Origin of the sequence: Methyloceanibacter sp. wino2, from assembly GCF_003071365.1 — a bacterium.
Lineage (GTDB): Bacteria > Pseudomonadota > Alphaproteobacteria > Rhizobiales > Methyloligellaceae > Methyloceanibacter.
Map to the genome: position 1 here is coordinate 2,807,575 of NZ_CP028960.1, position 19,317 is coordinate 2,826,891.

16 protein-coding genes, 1 tRNA gene and 1 pseudogene are annotated in these 19,317 nt (G+C 58.1%); 12 read left to right on the forward strand and 6 right to left on the reverse strand.

All coding sequences use genetic code 11. From position 1 onward, the window contains the following. Positions 1-85: 85 nt before the first annotated feature. On the reverse strand, positions 86-1,369 hold the full coding sequence (locus DCY11_RS13325; RefSeq protein ID WP_108683287.1) for a type II toxin-antitoxin system HipA family toxin: 1,284 nt from the start codon (positions 1,367-1,369) through the stop codon (positions 86-88). 698 nt (positions 1,370-2,067) lie between these two features. On the opposite strand from DCY11_RS13325, the gene DCY11_RS13330 reads away from it, so the two are divergent. The 6 genes from DCY11_RS13330 to DCY11_RS13355 all read left to right on the forward strand — a co-directional run bounded on the left by DCY11_RS13330 (position 2,068) and on the right by DCY11_RS13355 (position 7,783). After that, on the forward strand, positions 2,068-3,294 hold the full coding sequence (locus tag DCY11_RS13330; RefSeq protein ID WP_159080025.1) for a site-specific integrase: 1,227 nt from the start codon (positions 2,068-2,070) through the stop codon (positions 3,292-3,294). A gap of 134 nt (positions 3,295-3,428) precedes the next feature. Then, positions 3,429-3,650, forward strand: a complete 222-nt coding sequence (locus DCY11_RS13335; RefSeq protein ID WP_108683289.1) for an AlpA family transcriptional regulator — start codon at positions 3,429-3,431, stop codon at positions 3,648-3,650. Between the two features lie 540 nt (positions 3,651-4,190). Continuing rightward, on the forward strand, positions 4,191-5,054 hold the full coding sequence (locus DCY11_RS13340; protein ID WP_159080026.1) for a hypothetical protein: 864 nt from the start codon (positions 4,191-4,193) through the stop codon (positions 5,052-5,054). A 198-nt stretch (positions 5,055-5,252) separates the two neighbouring features. Next, positions 5,253-6,206 (forward strand): hypothetical protein, encoded by a 954-nt coding sequence (locus tag DCY11_RS13345; RefSeq protein ID WP_108683291.1) that lies wholly within the window; start codon positions 5,253-5,255, stop codon positions 6,204-6,206. Beyond that, positions 6,196-7,095, forward strand: a complete 900-nt coding sequence (locus tag DCY11_RS13350; protein ID WP_108683292.1) for a nucleotidyl transferase AbiEii/AbiGii toxin family protein — start codon at positions 6,196-6,198, stop codon at positions 7,093-7,095. Before DCY11_RS13345 ends, DCY11_RS13350 begins: the two co-directional genes overlap by 11 nt. A 124-nt stretch (positions 7,096-7,219) precedes the next feature. Next, positions 7,220-7,783, forward strand: coding sequence for a hypothetical protein (locus DCY11_RS13355; RefSeq protein WP_108683293.1), 564 nt, complete (start codon positions 7,220-7,222; stop codon positions 7,781-7,783). 63 nt (positions 7,784-7,846) lie between these two features. On the opposite strand, the gene DCY11_RS13360 is transcribed toward DCY11_RS13355, so the two are convergent. Continuing rightward, the gene (locus tag DCY11_RS13360) at positions 7,847-8,470 is read right to left on the reverse strand and encodes a GIY-YIG nuclease family protein (RefSeq protein ID WP_159080027.1); all 624 of its coding nucleotides are present in this window, start codon (positions 8,468-8,470) and stop codon (positions 7,847-7,849) included. Positions 8,471-8,615: 145 nt separating this feature from the next. Beyond that, the gene (locus DCY11_RS13365; RefSeq protein ID WP_245409378.1) at positions 8,616-9,353 is read right to left on the reverse strand and encodes a recombinase family protein; all 738 of its coding nucleotides are present in this window, start codon (positions 9,351-9,353) and stop codon (positions 8,616-8,618) included. A gap of 165 nt (positions 9,354-9,518) precedes the next feature. On the opposite strand from DCY11_RS13365, the gene DCY11_RS13370 reads away from it, so the two are divergent. From DCY11_RS13370 to hsdR, 4 genes are all read left to right on the forward strand, one after another. Further along, positions 9,519-10,433: a YecA family protein gene (locus DCY11_RS13370; protein ID WP_108683295.1), complete on the forward strand. Its 915-nt coding sequence runs from the start codon at positions 9,519-9,521 to the stop codon at positions 10,431-10,433. 81 nt (positions 10,434-10,514) lie between these two features. After that, entirely contained in the window at positions 10,515-11,963 is a 1,449-nt protein-coding gene (locus DCY11_RS13375) for an N-6 DNA methylase (protein WP_108683296.1), read from the forward strand. Then, entirely contained in the window at positions 11,960-13,180 is a 1,221-nt protein-coding gene (locus DCY11_RS13380; RefSeq protein WP_108683297.1) for a restriction endonuclease subunit S, read from the forward strand. The genes DCY11_RS13375 and DCY11_RS13380 overlap by 4 nt, the downstream gene beginning before the upstream one ends. Positions 13,181-13,203: 23 nt before the next feature. After that, positions 13,204-15,525, forward strand: a complete 2,322-nt coding sequence (gene hsdR / locus DCY11_RS13385; RefSeq protein ID WP_371515047.1) for an EcoAI/FtnUII family type I restriction enzme subunit R — start codon at positions 13,204-13,206, stop codon at positions 15,523-15,525. Positions 15,526-15,707: 182 nt separating this feature from the next. On the opposite strand, the gene DCY11_RS13390 is transcribed toward hsdR, so the two are convergent. The 3 genes from DCY11_RS13390 to DCY11_RS13400 form a co-directional block, all read right to left on the reverse strand. Continuing rightward, positions 15,708-15,783 (reverse strand) — tRNA-Val (locus DCY11_RS13390). Between the two features lie 154 nt (positions 15,784-15,937). Further along, a complete protein-coding gene (locus tag DCY11_RS13395) occupies positions 15,938-16,243 on the reverse strand; it encodes a hypothetical protein (RefSeq protein WP_108683299.1) in 306 nt (101 codons plus the stop codon). A gap of 116 nt (positions 16,244-16,359) precedes the next feature. Continuing rightward, entirely contained in the window at positions 16,360-17,043 is a 684-nt protein-coding gene (locus tag DCY11_RS13400) for an HAD-IA family hydrolase (protein ID WP_108683300.1), read from the reverse strand. A gap of 56 nt (positions 17,044-17,099) precedes the next feature. Here DCY11_RS13400 and DCY11_RS13405 point away from each other — a divergent pair. Together DCY11_RS13405 and rpiA are read left to right on the forward strand one after the other, a co-directional pair. Then, a pseudogene (locus DCY11_RS13405) lies at positions 17,100-18,559 on the forward strand (NAD-dependent succinate-semialdehyde dehydrogenase). A gap of 33 nt (positions 18,560-18,592) precedes the next feature. Continuing rightward, positions 18,593-19,312, forward strand: a complete 720-nt coding sequence (gene rpiA, locus DCY11_RS13410) for a ribose-5-phosphate isomerase RpiA (RefSeq protein WP_108683301.1) — start codon at positions 18,593-18,595, stop codon at positions 19,310-19,312. Positions 19,313-19,317: the final 5 nt, after the last annotated feature.

The window sequence follows — 19,317 nt, forward strand, 5'->3', positions numbered from 1 at the left end:
GGCCATTTTGTGGCCAAAGCGGGATTTCAGACCGGCGTCGGAGCGCGTGGTCCGCGGACTGGTTTACCGCCGGGGCACGCGTTGCCTAGGACGACGCGCAAAGCGTTTGCAGTTTGACCAGCCGTTTGACGGCGACGGCCTTGACCGTCTCGTGAATGTCTTCGGAAAAAGGTGCGGGAAGGGCGCTTTCTACCGCGTCGATCGCATCGGCCGCCGTGTCCACCACCTCTGCGAGCACGTGACGGCCCAGCGTCTCCGTCATTGCCGCGGTCTCGAGGAAGTGCTGCGCCTCGATATCTTCGATCCTGTGATGGCGTTCAGTGCCGACGGACATGGCGAGCCGCGGCCGCAGGCCCCCTGCGGATCCGTTCGCAATGCTCGGCTCGACGGTCAGGATGTCGTAGAGGGGCGTCAGCCGAAACGTGCCGCCGTGTCCGAGAAAAACGCTGAAATTCTTGGCGTGTCCGTCGGTTGCGCCCGTCAGCCAGAACACGATTTGGGCTTTCAAAACGGCTGCCTGGTCCTCCGCCGGGGTTTCGCTTCTCTGCAGGAAGTCGAGAATCTGCGCCATGCCGGGTCCGCCTTGCCGTTCGTATTTTACCGTCGGATGGACCGATAGCGCCTGGCACATATCTTCTTGGTGGATACGGACGATCCGCCCGTCTTTGTCGACCTCCCGGTCGAACCGCTCCACCACAAGCGCCTTCGTGTCCCCAAAGGAATGGATTTCCGCATTGGCCACGGACAGTCCGAAAGCCCGCGCAAGCTCGAGACAGTAGTATTCGTTTTCGATGCTGTTCGACAGATCGGTGCCCGTCGGCAGTTTTCCGATCTGGGTCTTCAGAATATGCGTCGTCGGGGTTGAGCCGTGCGGTTTGAACCAGCGGCCGTCGTGGCGCAGCAGGGCCGTTTTCTTCTGGGCTCCCGCCAGGGCAATACGAAACGGGTCGTCCGAGCGGATGCCGAGTGGAGTGTCTGGAAGACTCTGGAGCAGTGCTTCAAGTTCCGTGTCGCCTAGGGCGTCGCCGCTGATCTCGCCCGCGCCCGTTCCGCCGTCTTCGGGACCTTCGTCCTCAGCTGCGAACTGAAGTGCGCCCGCGCAGTCGTTGCCGATCGCCGCCAGCAAGCTGCACGTGTCGCTCCCCGGGGCGCCGACCGTCGCGGCGATCTCGCACCGCTGTCTTTCTGAATCGGGCAGCAGGTTGTCGAACACCGCCAAGACGGAAGCGCCGCTGTAGGGGGCTTCGCGCAGCGGAAGGGTCGTCGAAACGGGAGGGGCAAAAGGCCGGTTGAGCCAACGGGAATCGTAGCCGAACTGAATGGTCTCGTTTCCAGCATGGGTCAGATGTCCCACAACGCAGTTGTTCATCAGAACCCGCAAAGGGGGGCGGAGGTCGGAGTGCGGCACTACGAACAAGCCCCGCGACCTATGGGACCAACGGGGATGAGATGCACGGCACAGACGGCCGTGCGACGTGTTCCTTCAATCAAAGTCTCACTCCGATGGATACGCCCCGGGGACGTGGACTGCAGTCGCGAGCCCAAGCATGTATCATCCGATCGGTACAATAAAGAGAGAAGTCGTTTTTTGCACGACATCGGCGCGGAAATCTGCACATCAGTGTGATAGGCCCGCCCTCTAGTGGCTTCCCGAAGTGCAAGTGGACGCGCGGGCGTACCGTGAGCCGAGCGGCTACGTATTGGTACCGGCTAAGGCACCACGGCAATAGACTTTCTATGTGGCCTTCAATTCTACTGTCCGTGAACCTGCGGCCCCGTCATGTCGAATGGGACATCGGCTGGTACAGTTGTACCAACGCGCGCTGCGCAGATTGAAACCTAGATCATTGATACAAATGGTGGGCGGTACTGGACTTGAACCAGTGACATGAGCGTTTTGATCGAAATCAAACCAGTGCATAGTGTTGCGTAAGACCACTGTTTTGCTTGTGTTATTTCATACATAGCGGATCATTGCCTCTCACGGGGCAACACGGCAGCGCACCTCAAATGTTGCCCACACGTTGCCCAGAAAGGGTCACTGGTAACGAGGGCACAGCCACTGGTATGGCCGCCGACAAGCGCAAATTCTCGGATACGTTCCTTCGCAGTCTGCAATCTGCCCCGACAGGCCTGCGCGTTGAATTTATGGATACGGTTGTTCCCGGTTTCGGTGTGAGGCTGACCGACAAGGGACGCAAGACCTTCATCCTCTTGGCGCGTTATCCCGGCAGCAACAACCCGACGCGTCGCAAGCTCGGCGAATACCCATCACTCAGCTTGGAGAAGGCACGGAAGAAGGCTCGGGACTGGATCGACCTCATCAAGGACGGGAAAGACCCGCGAAATGAGGAGGAGGCTCAGCGACGCGCGGAACAGCGCAAGCGTGATGATAGGTTTGAAGGGGTTGTCGAAGCGTACGTCAGTCGCGTTCTTCCCTCGCAGCGACGTGGAGACATTGTCGCGAGGGAAATGCGTCGGGAGTTCTGTGGCCGTTGGACTGGACGACCGATTAGCTCCATCGAGCGGCGTGATGTCATCGAAGCAATTAGCGAGGTCGTCGAGCGGGGTGCGACCTACCAAGCCCACAATCTATTCGGACATCTTCGTTCGTTCTTTAATTGGTGCATCGAAGCGGGCGATTACGGGCTTGAGCACTCGCCCTGTGATCGCATCCGACCGAACAAGTTGATAGGTGAACGCAAGTCACGCCAGCGGGTGTTGACTGACGCCGAACTCCGAGCCTTCTGGATCGCAACCGGCGAGATCGGTTATCCGTTCGGTCCACTCTATAGACTGCTGCTTCTCACTGGCGCTCGTAAGAGCGAAATCGGAGAGGCGCGCGAACGCGAACTGGATAGGGTGAAGAAGGCGCTAGTTATCCCTCCCGAGCGCTTCAAATCAGACGCCACTCATATCGTCCCGCTGACTGACGAGGCCATGAAAGTGATCGATGGTCTCCCGGTCTTTGAGAAACCTAATTTTCTCTTCAGCACTTCGTTTGGGGTGCGACCCGTCTCGGGCTTCGCGAATGCGAAGGAGCGCCTAGATCGGCTGATGGCTGCCGAGTTAGGACGCCCACTGGACCCATGGCGAAACCATGATCTTAGGCGAACCATGCGAACCCAACTGGCTGCGCTGCGGGTCTCGGACACTATCGCGGAGATGGTAATTGGCCATGGCCGCAGGGGTCTTCAACGCGTTTACGATCAGCACAGCTACGAACGAGAGATGCGCGAGGCCCTTGAGCTTTGGGCCGACCGCTTGCACGAGATTGTGACGACTTCAGCGTGACGCCGAACGGGTCCGCATCAAGTGTGGATAAAGGCTCTGTCCTGACTTACGCAAAAAACGAGTGGGCTCAGTGTTCGTCAGTAAGCACTGAGGCGCAATGAAGCGCGCAGTCACGCACTGAGGGAACTCGTACCATGAAGACAGTTTCAGAAGGCCAAGCGCAGCTCAAATTGCTGGGCTGGGATGGTTTAGTCGCAAAAGGCATCACTGCCAGCAAGCCAACGATTTACCGCCAGATCAAACAGGACAAGTTCCCGAAGCCGGTTTATCTCGGCAAGTCACCTACGTGGCTAGAGCACGAGATTGACGGGCACATACGTAAACGGATGTCCGAGCGTGACGTGGAGGCTGCATAGGGGAGATGATTGACCAGTCACAAATCCCCCTGGCCGATCCGCGCCGCGAGCACCAGCCTCTCTTGAACTCAACCAAGTCGTTGCTCTTTTCGGAGCGCGTTTCCACCCGCCAGGCTGTGGGCCAGGAGTACCTGGGCACCGGCTGTTTGATGGTGCGCGAGCGTGTGACACAGGCTGAACCTGTTGGAGAGTGCCCGGAGCGTCTCAAACGTCTAGCGCACCCCTCAAATCCGCTCGTAGCCCAGCTAAATGATCGATGGCGGGTCGTGGACGATCCACCTCAGTGGACACTTCAGAAGCGCAAGGGAAATCCCCGCAACAAAAACTCCGGCTGGTCGCATCGCTCCCATTGCCGGACGAAAGAGGGCCTCCTCCAGTGCGTGCGTGAGTACTGCAGCAACGTCGACCCGTCGGCACTGTCCAAACTCGCTTCTCTGCCCGATTTTCATGGAATGCAAAACTTGGACGTTCTGGAAACAGACCAAGTACCAGGCGAAAACGGGTCCATGCGGTCGTCGCCCGAGACTTTCGAGGTTCGCGATGCTGACAGATAGCGAACATGACGTTCAGCTCTGCTCTCTATTAGTTAGCCGCTCCTGCGTAGCATCTCTGGAACAGCTTTCATCTCTCGCCAATCCGTATCGAGCTGAGCGTGCCAACATCGCAAAGCCAGGCAGACACCATTCGAGCAAATGCATCACCATGCGTCAGGCTGAGAACATGATGGAGGCCGTCCAGTTTGCCCGTTCCATTGGTCTGCCCTTAGTGGCTCACCTCACAATCCATTGGGGCTACACTGATGTTGGCGATGACCAAGACGGCAAGTTATTCGCCAAGTTGCGGGAAGGCCTGGACAAGTGGGCTCGTCGGCGCGGCTTCCCCCTCGCTGGTATTTGGGCACGAGAACGGATGTCAGGCGGGCAGGCGGAGGTGGAGCACTGTCATCTGCTCTTTCACCTGCCGGTAAAATACCGGACGGGCAAAGGCCTGAGCGAAGTCGAAGCCGCAATCTATCGCCTCATCAACAAACACGGTCGACGCACGGGATCGAAGCCAAGTGATGGCTACTGGGCCGATGAAGTCGTCAAGCTCGTGATCCACTACTGCCCTGACGGCAAGTATCTAATCAAGGGCGGAGGCCCCGATGTGTGGGAGCGCTTTGGTGTTAGAAGAGAACACCGCCGCCTGCAGGGCCTAATTCAGGGGAAACGGTGCGGCACTACTGAGAATATTGGGCGGCTGGCACGCGAGCGCTGGGAAACTGACGAGGGTTGGGAAGAGGATGTGCGAGCGAGGTCATCTGGTCGCCCCCGAGCCCTTGCAACACCGCAAGACTGCCGAGTGTACCGGATACGGCCGCCGACCAACAAAGAGAGCCACGTCAAGATCACATGTCGGCTGTAAGTCCGTCGATGCAGGGGAATGGGCCAGCTATCTGAGTGGAATAGGTTTTTGGAACTAGATTGATATAGCCAATAAGGCGTCCTTAGGACGCCTTATTGGCTATATCTTAAAAACTCCTGAATGTCAAGCGGCTTGACATTCAGCCTAAGGCGTTTATAATCGATACATGTAGAGCATCAGTTGTCCTAAGGACAACTGATGCTCTACATGGTGCCAACCCAAGCAGGCCATATGGCAGAGCAAATCCGAGCGCCGTTCCAAGATACAAAGCGCATGACGCTCTTGGGCGAAGCGCTAATGCGAAAGCTCGAAGCGTCCGGCAAACCATTGGTAGGAAACTACGAGATTTTTCGCCATCTCTGGGACATCTATGCAGCTAGGGATGTGAAGTACCTTCGAGGAGACCTCCCGAGCCAAGACGTGCTTCGGCGCACTCGCAAACTGCTTCGCAGAGAAGGCGTAATCCGTGCGGACAACGACTACACTAGCATGTGGCGAATAACGGCAGTCTCTGACAGTCCCGCCGACGACATCGTCTGTGTCGCCGATCCAAACTGTTATGTATCTCACCTTTCGGCAATGCAGAGATATGGCCTAACAAGTCGACGTCCAGAGGCATTGTTTATAACGCTGCCTGCGCCGACAGAGGTCAAACAGAGATTGAGAACGCGCGTTCGTGAAGACTTCGGCGACGCGATAGACAACAACGATATCTACATCGAACCCTTAAATGCGACGCATCACCCGCGCCGGGTTAGGGGTCGCCCCATCGACACGTTCTCCACACGGTACTTTGGCGAGTGGCGGCAAATTAGAGGCTCATTCGTTCGCGTCGCCACTGTCGGCCAAACCTTTCTTGACATGCTTGAAGCGCCCCATCGCTGTGGCGGCATGCTCCACGTCTTGTCTACATGGAATGCACATGCTCGGGGCTACCTTGAGGAAATCATCACGCGAGTGAATACGGCTCCCAAGCCAATTCATAAGGTTCGAGCCGGTTACATATTAGAGGAGCAGTTGGGCATCGATGATCCGAGAGTGCTCGCCTGGAAGAAATATGCTCAGCGCGGGGGCAGCCGCGTTCTGGACCCCGGGGAGCCATTCGTTGACCACTATTCAGAAGATTGGATGATCTCAATTAATGTCGGCTGAAAGTGAAGGCGACAACGAAGTCGTCGTAGATATCGCCGAGTGGGTTGAAAAAGCAAAGTCGGACCCGGAGGCCTACCTAGAACGTCAGGCTACAGAGGTTTTTCTGACGGCCTTAGGAATTGCCGAGCCATTCAGCCATCAGATATTTCTTAAGGGCGGCATTCTGATGGGCGTTGTCTACCAAAGCCCGCGCCAAACGGGTGATATTGATTTCACCACCATCATGGAGCCAACCCCTGAGATTGGCGACCAAATCAGCAATGCACTCGACGCCGCCTTTCCGCGCGCGGCTGCTGAACTTGGCTATCCCGATCTCCTGTGTGCAGTGCAGACATCGAAGTATCGTCCGGCTATGGAGAAGTTCCCGACTGCTGAAGCACCCGCACTGTTGCTGAAGATTGGCTATGCACGACGAGGGTCCCCGCAGGAACGCCATTTCCAACAGGGACGTGCGATAAACACCCTCGACGTTGATATCAGTTTTCGAGAGCCTGTCAGAGCAATCCAGATTGTCAAGTTCACGGGCTCGTCTGGTCGAGTTCACGCATATTCTCTTTTCGACCTCATTGCGGAGAAGCTCCGGGCGCTGTTGCAGCAAGAACTCAGGAACCGCTTCAGACGGCAAGACATCTACGATCTAGATGCGCTTCTGAATAAATTTGCTCTGGACGACGACGAGAAGCAAAAGCTGCATGAAACGCTCTTGGAGAAGTGCGCTGCAAGAAAGATAAACCCCAACGAACAATCGCTGTCGCAGCCTGAAATAGTCAGGCGAGCCAAGCAGGAATGGGACACACTCGGCCAGGAGCTGGCTGAAGTACCCGACTTCGACGACTGCTTCTCACGCGTCGACGCCTTCTACCGGTCTTTGCCTTGGAAACGCGATTAGCCAATCTCGGCTTTCAGCTTGCTAGACAATCTGGCGCAAAATTTATGCACCTAGCGCCACGTCTGACTGCGAAACACCAACGATAACCTGGAACGGTGGAACCATGAGCAGAGCAAGAAGCCGAGTGCGCCTTGAAGATGGTCTCAAGCTCGATCTGAACGAGCTAGTACGCGATGGCTTCGGGCCACGCGACAACGAGCCCGTCGTCTTCCGCACTGAGTGGACCTCCAATCGTACCGGACCGAAGGCCAGCGCTGGAATGATCATTCAGAAGCATGATGAGGACCGAGCGTCGCTAAGAGTGCTCTTCCCCGGCAGGTTTGAGCAGCGGGTCGAGCTGATCACACAACCTCGGCACTTTGGCGGACGCCAGTGGTATTTCGTCTGCCCCATCACGGGACGAAAGTGCTCCGTGCTGTGGCAACCTCCCGGAGCGCACCGCTTTTGCAGCCGCCAAGCTTGGGGAAACCAGGTCGCCTACCAGACCCAGTTCGAGACCCCATTTGACCGGGCTATCACGGCGAGGGAGAAGGTGAAGGACCGCCTGATCGGCGACCTCGACCGCCGCGCCTGGGACTTACCTCCGAAACCGAAATGGATGCGGCTTAGAACCTATGAGCGTTTGGCCGAAAAATACCTGCACCAGCAACGTATCATCGATCAGACTATTGCTGACTATCTGCGTTGAGTTTTTTTGCGGGTTAGCCAACGTGTTTCGATTTCTGAAACTGGGCAGCCAGAGCGGGAGGAGCTAGGGTGCTTCTAGGCGAGCCACGATGCGCGCCAAATCTGCTGGTTCCCAAGCGTCACCCAACGCATGCTCGCAAAGACTTTCTACCGAGCCGATGGCTTTGCTGTAGTCGCAACTAAATAGCTCTCTTGCCGTCACCGATTTCCCGTGATGCTTGCGGGTATACGTCCGGGGACTGCTGTACTCTGCAAGAGATGTTTGCGCCTTCGCCTCAACCCAGCCCGCTTTGTCGAATTTGCGTCGATAGATCAGTTGCCAGTCATCCGCGCCGCCATACTCATCCTTGATCAGGGCATCCGCGCGTTCGCTGGCGAGCTGAGCGATCCCAATTTTGACAAGCCTCAGTTTGCGAGACACAGCAACGTAGACAAAGCCAGGCACCTGGTGCCTCTTCCAATGGGCTACGCCTTGGGGGGAACATTCCACACAATGACCGGAGCTTAGACGAAGCCGGGCTGCATGACCCTTCTGGCACGGGCTGTCCACAAGCGCCAACGACTTATTCTGGCGCTTCAGTTCAATCTTCCAGTCCGAAGTGCGCATTCCCCGCGCATCAAGCACACTATCGACGGGCAATTTGTGTCTGCCCAAGCTGCGCAACTGATCATCGGTTAGCTTGAGCATTCTTCTCTCCTGGGATCGCATTGTCTCCCGCAAGAGTGATGTTCTCGACGCAAAAAACACAAGGTAACAACACTGTGGTTGGCATGGTGGCCGCGAACATTCTCAGTTCGTGACCGCCCCTTAAGAAGGGCCCCCTGCCGAGGGACTAGGCCAGCATGCTGGCGACTGATTTGGCAGCATAGGGGCGTCCCCGCTCATTGACATAGCCGCACGCTGCCAGCTCCTTAGAGATTGCCCGCAACGACATCCGCCCGGCCTTCGGACGCTTCCTGCGGAGCTTGCGCGCAAGGGCGACAACTTCGGGATGCGTCTCCTGCAGAGGTTTGCGTCCCTCGCATCGCCCCTCGCTCTGCCGCTTGCGCTTCCGCGCGGCGGCGAGCTTCGCCACGACGCTTGCCTTCTCGAACTGCGCAATAGCTCCAAGCACCTGACGCACCAAAACAGCAGTTGGCGTATCCTCCGTGAAGAAGTCTGGGGCCGACGCGGGGATGATCGCAATCCCGAGGTCTCGTAGCATGTCGTGACCGGCGAGCTGCACCGCGAGATCACGCGCAAAACGGTCGGGGCTCTCTACAATGATTGTCTTAGCCCCGTTCGATGCCAATCGCTGGAGCATCTCAGCGAAGCCGGGTCGTTGGTCCACCAAATCGGCACCGCTGACCGCGCGGTCGTAGTACTCGTCCACGATCTGGAAGCCAGCCCGCTCAGCAAATGCCTCGATGGCGGCCCGTTGACGTTTGTCGCTGTCCTTGTCTGCGCCGACATTCGTCGCGCTCGAAGTGCGCAAATAGGCAACTGCGGGTTTCATTTGTTTCGACATTACCTGCTTAAGTTCAATGGGATAGTCGCATAGTTGTAATTTAATCTCAAGATAAAGTAACACAAATACCGAATTTTAACAGCCCGGGTCAGATTTTGAGTGCGTGACAGGATGGTCAAAGTAGTAAGATAGTAGATCACCACTTTGGGGTGCAACGGCCAACGGTCGAGCGGGGTCCAAGATGAAAAGTCAAATCGGCAAGCGGCGGCGCTTGGAGGGACTCCACCGATGACAATCATTATCGGGATTTGTACTTCGCAAGCCGTCCAAATGTTCTCAGACATGCGGCTTTCTTGGAACGGGGAGGTTCGTGACGATGAAACCGTCAAAGCATGTTTCTTCGAGTCTGGAGTCGCTCGTGTAATTTTCGGCTATACCGGGTTGGCAGAATGGAAGACCAATGATCCCGACACGTCATTCAATACTCTAGCGTGGCTGACAGGCGAAATATCCGAGTGTCTGGGACGCACCACGTCGATAAATGATTTGCTTCGTGAGCTTCGGGAACGCGCTTCAAACACATTCAATTCTCATCCCGCGTTGACGCAGCTTGCGCCTGAAAGACGCAGGCTGAGCGTCGTCTTCCTTGGTTATGAGTATCCTCAGCAAAACGGACCAGAGGAAGGTCGTCCTTTCTCCGCAGTTCTCTCAAATTTTGAAGATGTGGCCTCTGAGGTAAGGCACGACACTGCGCAGAGTGAATTTTTTCTGCATGTCAGGCCGTGTGATGAATCTGGTGCGCAGCAACTGTTGCTTCTCGGAGTCCAGGTGGTCTCTGACAGCAGGAAGGCGGAGCTAACTGCGCTGATCAAGGAAGGGAAACCGCCCAAAGCTCTGGCGGGGAAAGCTCTTCAAATAGTGGCGGAGGCGTCTGACAATCCCCGTGCGCGCGGTGCAGTTGGGCCAAACACCATGGAAGCGACCTTGTGGCCGATACGGCAGAAGCCACCTCAGTCTATTTATCACTCTGCGACCGGAGGCGATAAGATTCATCTTTTAGGAATGGTCGAGCCCAATGGTTGGGCCATCGCCCGTATTCAGTTGGTTACTCAGGACAAATTTCCCGGGCGACCGAATAGGAATGCGCCTTGTCCATGTGGAAGTGGAGTGAAGTATAAGCGCTGCCATGGTCGCACTCATTAAGCCTGCCTGACTAAAACCGCTTCGGTTGCGGCTGTGGTTCAGCAGAACCGATCGGGAAAATAGACAAGGATCAAAACTCACTTGTACGAGAACGCATTCAACAAAATCGAGCGAGACCTGCGGGCCGAGGATGGCATCGCCAATGAGCTGGATTACGTCGAACAGACCTCTTGGGTCCTGTTCCTAAAATATCTACACGACCTCGAAACGGAACGTCGCGATCGCGCGGAGCTCGATGGCGAAGATTACACTCCGATCATTGACGGCGAGTTCCGCTGGGATAAGTGGGCAGCCCCTACAAAGGATGGCGAATTCGATCACAACGCGGCACGGATCGGGAATGACCTGATAAAGTTTGTTGATCAGGAGCTGTTCCCGTACCTTGCGTCATTCCGGCAGTCTGCCACAAGCCCGCAGACGATCCAGTACAAGATCGGTGAGGTTTTTACAGAGCTGCGAAACAAGTTTCGCTCTGGCTACATTCTGCGCGATGTCCTCGAAGCCGTGGACGGCCTGTCTTTCAACACCCAGGCTGAGCGCCACGAGCTGTCCCAGCTTTACGAAACGCGCATCCGCCGCATGGGCAACGCGGGCCGCAACGGCGGCGAATACTACACGCCCCGCCCGCTCATCCGCGCCATGATCAAAGTCGTCGATCCAAAAATTGGTGAGACGATTTATGACGGAGCAGTCGGCTCTGCGGGCTTCCTCTGTGAGGCCTATGACTACTTGCGCACCGACGAGATCTCCGCGTCCGAATACGAGACCCTGCAAACCAAAACCTTCCTCGGTCAGGAAAAGAAGGGCCTCGCCTACATTATCGGGATCATGAATATGGTCCTGCACGGGATCGAAGCGCCGAACCTGATCCATTCCAATACGCTCAATGAGAACGTGATGGATATTCAGGAAAAGGACCGCCACGACATCATCCTCGCCAATCCTCCATTCGGTGGCGGCGAACGGCGCGAGGTGCAGCAGAACTTCCCGATCCGCACGGGCGAGACAGCCTATCTGTTCCTGCAACACTTCATTCGCAAGCTGAAGGCAGGCGGACGCGCCGCCGTGGTGATCAAGAACACCTTCCTCAGCAACACCGACAACGCCTCCATCGCACTGCGCAAAGAACTTCTGGAGGCTGCTGAACTGCACACGATCCTCGATTGCCCGCAAGGCACGTTCCAGGGCGCTGGTGTGAAGACCGTGGTGCTGTTCTTTGAGAAAGGCGCAAGAACTCGGGACATCTGGTACTACCAGCTCAATCCTGGCCGCAGCCTTGGGAAGACCAGCCCGTTGAATGACGACGATCTGACGGAGTTTGTCGAGCTACAACGCACCCGCGCAACGGGGCCGCACAGCTGGGTCGTCAATCGTGCCGATTTGGACGAGGAGAGCTACGATCTGTCGGTTAAGAACCCCAACGCGCCTGAGGCCGAGCTCCTGCGCAGCCCCGAGGAGGTCATCGCTGACATGCTGGCGCGGGATGCCGAGACGGCACAAATCCTCGAAGATATTCGGAGGACGCTTTGAGGGCTGCGGTAGAAGCTTCGTGGGCGGTCAAACCGCTGGGTGAACTGTGCCGCATTGAGCTTGGCAGCACTCCTGCACGAAAGAGTGCGGCAATGTGGGACCCAGGCCGGAAGACAGAAAACGTCTGGCTGTCAATCGCCGATCTTCCGCACAGCCTTCACGCCGTTGTGACAGACAGCAAAGAGTACGTTTCTGACCTAGCCGCCGAGAGCATGCGAGTGATCCCTCGGGGAACCCTCTTGGTCAGCTTCAAGCTGACTTTGGGAAGGCTTGCGTACGCTGGCCGCGACCTTTTTTCAAACGAGGCTATAGCCTCGCTTCTCGAAATCGATGAACAGCGAATTTCAAAGGAGTTCCTATATTGGGCCCTGACTGCGTTTGACTGGGACAAGGCTGCTGAAGGTGATCAGAAAGTTAAGGGAAAGACGTTAAACAAAGCAAAGCTCAAGAAGATACCGATCCCGTTTCCTGCACTCGAAGAACAGCGACGGATTGTTGCTGTGCTGGATGAGGCCTTCGAGGGCCTGGCCCGCGCGCGTGCCCATGCAGAGGCCAACCTCAAAAATTCGCGTGAGTTGTTCTCCGCGTCGTTGCGCTCGCTATTCTCGGATAACAGTGAGCATTGGCCTTTACGAAACATCGCGGATGTTTGCTCCAATTTCGGTAGGGGCAAGTCGAAGCATCGCCCGCGCAACGACCCCCGTCTTTATGGCGGCGATATGCCATTTATCCAGACAGGGGACTTGAGCCGCGCCGATCACTTTCTTAGTGACTTTACACAGACCTATTCCCCTGCAGGCATAGCTCAAAGCCGTGTTTGGCCCAAAGGGACTGTCTGCGTCGCGATAGTTGGTGCAACAATCGGCGAGAGTGCAATTTTAGAATTTGAAGCATGCTTTCCCGACAGCATAATCGGAATGATCCCTCATCCCGAGAAGGCCGATCCGGAGTTTCTCGAGTTTCTGCTGCAATTCGTCAAGGCGGATCTAAAGGAAGCTGGCAAGGGCAGTGCCCGAGACAATATTAACCTGCGAACCTTCAGTGATCGGCTGTTCCCGATACCGAACTTGGAACTGCAATTTTCCGCAGTTGAAAAGATTTCAAGTTTAAATAAGGCGTCGAGGGAATTGGCAGGGCTGTACTCCGAAAAGCTCCATGACATCGACGATCTCCGGCAATGTCTTTTGCAAAGAGCCTTTGCGGCCGAGTTGGCATGATGTAGCGGATCGCGAAGATGAGCATTCACGATGAAACCGAAGCCGACACTCGCGCCGAGCGCATAGACCCCGTCCTTGCGGCGGCTGGCTGGGGTAAGAACGGCTCTAGGGTCCGTCGTGAAGTTATCTGCCCTGGGCGCATCCAATCAGGCGGCACACGTGGTAAAGGGTTGTCCGCTGATTACGTCCTGATCCACAAAGACCAGAAGCTTGCAGTGCTGGAAGCCAAGCGCGCAGGCGTCAGTCATCGCAACGGGGTTGGTCAGGCCAAGGACTACGCCACCCGTCTGGGCTCGCGCTATGCTTACGCCTCCAACGGGCTGAACTGGTATCAGATCGACATGGCCAGCGGGGCCGAGGGCGATATGGACTTGCCCTTCCCGACGCCCAACGAGCTTTGGGACCGGACCTTTGCCGATCACAACGATTGGCGCGAGCGTTTTGGTGCCGTGGATTTTGAAACTGATGGCGGCAAGTGGGAGCTGCGCTACTACCAACACAAGGCCATCACGGCAGCACTTGAGGCCGTAGCCAAGGGCGACCACCGTATCCTGCTGACGCTCGCGACTGGCACTGGAAAGACATCCATTGCGTTTCAGATCGCGTGGAAGCTGTTCCAGTCCAAGTGGAACCTCTCTGGCGAACCGGTTCGCCGTCCCCGTATCTTGTTCCTGGCCGACCGCAACATTCTCGCTGACCAGGCCTACAACGCTTTTTCCGCCTTTCCGAACGATGCGGTAACAAGGATTGACCCTGGCACAATCAGGAAGAATGGCGGCAAGCCGCCTAAGAACGCGAGCCTATTCTTTACGATCTTCCAGACCTTCATGACCGGCGAAAGTGAACCGGTCTATATGCAGTACCCACCCGATTTCTTCGATTTTATTGTGATCGACGAATGCCACCGCGGCGGGGCCAAGGACGAAAGCGAGTGGCGTCAATTACTCGAATACTTTGAGCCAGCCGCGCAACTTGGCCTGACCGCCACGCCCAAGCGCAAGCACAACGCCGACACCTACGCCTATTTCGGCGAGCCCGTATACACCTACGCTCTGCGAGATGGCATCGAGGATGGCTTCCTCACGCCTTTCAAAGTACGTCAGTTGGCCAGCACCATCGACGAATATGTCTATGATGGCAGCGACGAGCTGATTTCGGGTGACATTGAAGAAGGCGAGGCCTTCACGGAAGGCGATTTCAACACGCGGATCATAATCGAAGAACGCGAGCTCAGCCGCGTGAAGGAATTCATGAGTCAGATCGACCAGCGTCAGAAGACGATAGTTTTCTGTGCTACGCAGGACCATGCAGCGTTAGTGCGAGACCTCATCAATCAGGTGAAGCACAGCACTCACCCGCACTATTGTCACCGCGTTACTGCTGATGATGGCGCAGTGGGCGAGCAGCACCTTCGCGATTTTCAGGATAATGACAAGACAATCCCCACGATCCTGACGACCTCCCAAAAGCTATCAACGGGCGTGGATGCGCGGAACATTCGCCACATTGTGTTGATGCGCCCCATCCGTTCAATGATCGAGTTCAAGCAAATCATCGGACGCGGCACGCGTACCTATGAAGGCAAAGATTTTTTCACCATCTGGGACTTCGTGAAGGCGCACGAAAACTTCAACGATCCTGAGTGGGACGGCGAGCCGCTGGAGCCCGAACCGCCGGGAGAACCACACCCACCCATTGGGGGACCTGAGCCCGAACCAGGCGACCCAGGCGAACCGGGCGAAGATGGCCCCGAGGAGCCGCCGCGCGAGAAGATTGTCGTAAAGTTGTCGGACGGCAGTTTACGGCGCATCGCCTACATCGCTTCCACGACATACTGGAGTCCCGAAGGCAAACCGATTTCGGCTATGGAGTTTCTTGAGCGGCTCTTCGGCGATCTATCTGGGTTGGTCGCGGACGAAGACCAACTTCGCGCGATGTGGAGTGATCCAGACAACCGTGAGCATTTCCTACAGCAACTGTCAGATCGCGGGTATGATAAGGACAGGCTCGACGACATTCGTCGGCTTGTAGATGCTGCGGACAGCGACCTCTTTGACGTGCTTAGCTACATCTTGTTCACAACTGAACCTAAGACGCGACATCAGCGAGCAGAACAGGTTCGTAAGGATGGCGTCGCCGACGCGGATGGAGAAATGAAGGCGCTGCTTCTGGCCATCCTGGCGGCATATGAGGAGCGCGGCGAAGCGGAACTGGCCACCAACAAACTCGGCACATTCATGACGGCACGCTACGGCAGTGTCAGTGAGGGCAAGGAGAGATTAGGTGGGCTAGACATGGTAAGGGACGCGTTTCGAGCAATGCAGACGACCCTCTATTCAGGTTGAACTGTCTAGCCCCCTTAGGCTGTTCCCGCTTGCAGCGATTTCTCTAATAACGTCTCGGGCAAGCTCCGCTTTTGGCATGAAGCCAATGAGTCTCGATCGCGTCGGATGTTGCCCCAGACGTTGCCCGCAACGGACCATCACCCCATCTTCCGTCTTAGTAAGTTGATTTTTAACACTAAATATGGTGGGCGGTACTGGACTTGAACCAGTGACCCCTGCGATGTGAACACAGTGCTCTACCAGCTGAGCTAACCGCCCGTGCGGGGCGCGGCTGATCTAGCTTGCGCCCGGCTCCGTCCGCGTCCTCGCCTCAAGTGATGAGGGGCCGCGACGGCAAGCGCGCATTTAGCGAACGGCCCCTCGCCAAGTCAAGCAGGCCGTCCCGCGAAACCGCGCAGATTTCCTAAAAAGTCTACTGGGCCGCCGCGTCTTCCGCCGGGGCCGGGGCGGGCGCCGGCTTCAGCATGCCCTTGACCTTGGCCATCGTGGTCTTGGCCTTGCCGTAGTCCCCATCCGTGCAGGCGGCGTCCGCCTCGTCGAGGAGCATGTTCACCTCTTCGACGTCGCCTTCGTCGAGCACCTTCGCGTTGACCGTCTGGTCTACGAGGCTTTCGGTTTCGGCAAGCTGGCTGACACAGTCGTCCCCTGCGTCTTGGGCGAAAGCGGTTCCGCTCATCATCAATGCGATGCAAGCGCTCATCACAATACGTCCGCGCATTCCAGTTCTCCTTGGAGCAAAAAGCTCAGTTCCCGTACCTAGCGCGCAATTGTGGCTGTTGGTTGCAGCCCGTGGGGCGATTGAGGCGAAATTCCAGCGCGTCCACCCGGGCGCTATTAGGAACGGGTCGGGTCGTGGTCTGTCAAGCGTTTGAGCAGGATTTCGGCCTGGGATTCCAAGGCGTCGAAGCTGTCGATTGCGGCGCTGGGGTGGGGACCGTCCGGCGACGGAGGGGAATAGCCGAACGTGACCAGGATCGAGGGAATTCCGGCGCGCTGCGCAGCCTCAATGTCGACGGCGCTGTCGCCCACCATGACGGCGCGGGCCGGATCGCCGCCCACGGCGGCGATGGCGTCCAGAAGGTGACCCGGGTGGGGCTTGGAAGTCTCGAACGTATCGCGGCCCGCGATTGCTGCGAAATGATGATCGAGTTCCAGCGCTTCGAGGAGAAGATTGGCGAGGCGCGCCCGCTTGTTGGTGCAGACGGCAAGGCGCGCGCCGCGGTCCGCGAGGCGCTCCAGCAGCGCCACGGCGCCGGGGAAGGGGCGGCTCTCCACCGCGATATTGGCCTCGTAGTGGATGAGGAAGTCCGCGAGGATCGCCTCCGTGCCGGTCTCGATCCCCAGCGCCTCGTAGATCATGGCCGGCGCGCCGCGTCCCACCGCCTCGCGGACGAGCGCGGGCTCCACGGTCCGGTGTCCATGCAGTTGCAGGGCGTGGTTGAGGGCATTCGTGAGGTCCGGCGCGGTGTCGACCAGCGTGCCGTCGAGATCGAAAACAATTGTCGCACCCTCGAACATGGGCCTCTCTCACACGTGACTTGCCGTTGCGCAAGCGGCGGCGTAGAGAGCGGGCCATGCAACTCAAGACACCGACCCTCATCAAGGACCAATGCCTGATCGGCGGTGCCTGGACAGGCACGCCGGTGGACGACATCACCAACCCGGCGACCGGCGCTGTGGTCGGCCGCGTGCCCGATCTCGGCGCGCACGAGACCCGCACGGCCGTTGAGGCCGCGGATCGCGCCTTTCGGGCCTGGAGTGGCTTGCTGGCGGGCGAGCGCGCGAAAGTCTTGCGCCGCTGGTACGAACTCCAGCAGGAGCACGCGGAGGACCTCGCCCGTCTCATGACCGCCGAGCAGGGCAAGCCTTTGGCCGAAGCGCGCGCGGAGGTGGATTACGGGTCATCCTTCACGGAGTTCTACGCGGAGGAGGCCAGGCGTGTGCTGGGCGAGATCATCCCGACGCCCAAGCACAGCGGCCGCGTGCTCGTCATGAAGCAGCCGGTCGGTGTGGTCGGGGCCATCACCCCGTGGAACTTCCCGTTCGCGATGATCACGCGCAAGATTTCGCCGGCGCTGGCCGCAGGCTGCACCGTGGTCGTGAAGCCGGCACCGGAGACGCCGCTCACCGCGCTCGCGCTGGCGGAGCTGGCGTGCCAGGCCGGATTCCCCCCGGGCGTTCTCAATGTCATCACCGGCAATGCCGAGGCCATCGGCGGCGAACTCACTTCGAACCGGCTCGTGCGCATGATCACCTTCACCGGATCCACCGAGGTCGGGAAGCTCCTCATGCGTCAGTCGGCCGACACGGTGAAGAAGCTCTCCCTGGAGCTCGGGGGCAATGCCCCGTTCATGGTGTTCGACGACGCCGACCTCGATGCGGCCGTTGCGGGCGCCGTCGCCTCGAAGTTCCGGAATTCGGGTCAGACCTGCGTGAGCGCCAACCGCATTCTGGTTCAGAGTGGCATCTACGATCGCTTCGCCGAACGGCTCACCGAGGTCGTTTCGGACCTCAAGGTAGGCGACGGCACCGAGCAGGGCGTGGCGCAAGGCCCGCTCATCAACGAGGCGGGGCTCGAAAAGGTCGAGGCTCATGTGCGGGACGCGGTCGCCCATGGCGCCAAGGTTCTGACCGGCGGCGTACGGCACGAGCTGGGACGGACATTCTTTACGCCCACCGTGTTGACCGACGTGACGCCGGAGATGCGCATCGCCCACGAAGAGACCTTCGGACCCGTCGCGGCGCTGTTCCGCTTCCGCGACGAGCAGGAGGCGATTGCTCTGGCGAACGACACGCCGTTCGGTCTTGCGGCCTATTTCTTCACGGAGAATATTTCCCGCGCCTGGCGGGTGGCCGAGGCGCTCGAATATGGCATGATCGGCGTCAACGAAGGGATGATCTCCTCCGCATTGGCCCGTTCGGCGGTGTGAAGGAGTCGGGCCAGGGCCGCGAAGGCTCCCACCATGGCATCGAAGAATTCTTGGAATTGAAATACGTCATGATGGGTGGTCTCGAGAACGGGAGCCCCGGATAGCGAGAGACCTCACGAGGGGAGACCTGGCCACCGATGTCGGAAAGCGCAAGGACGATCGAAGGGTACAAGGCCGCCGCGGCGAGGGCGGCTATCGAGCTGGTGCAGCCGGGCATGCGGCTCGGGCTCGGCACGGGCTCCACGGCTGCGCCTTTCGTCGAAGAGGTCGGCGCGCGCGTGCGCGATGGTCTCAACGTCATTTGCGTACCGACGTCGGAGGCGACGCGCGCCCATGCCGAAGCTTTGGGCATTCCGCTGACGACGTTGGACGAAACCCCGCATCTCGATTTGACCGTGGACGGTGCCGACGAGATCGACGATCAGCTCCGGCTGATCAAAGGCGGGGGCGGGGCTCTGTTGCGGGAGAAGATCGTCGCGACGGCATCCGAGCGCATGGTCGTCATCGCGGATGACCGGAAACTCTCACGAACGCTCGGGTCTCACCCGCTGCCCATCGAAGTGGTGCGCTTCGGCCTGAAGGCGACCGTGCAGCTGATCCAGGCACTTTCCGCGGAAGCCGGCTGCGAGGGCGAGATCCGGCTGCGGCCCGGTGAGGGCGGCCGCCCCTTCGTTACCGATCAGGGCAATCTGATCGTGGACTGCGCATTTCCCAAGATCGCTGAGCCCGAGGTTCTGGCTTTCGCGCTGACGCGCGTGCCCGGCGTGGTCGAGCACGGTCTTTTTCTCGGACTTTGCGATATGGCAATTGTCGCAGGGGCAAATGGCGTACAAGTCCTGAAGCATCCGAGCGCATAAGGTCA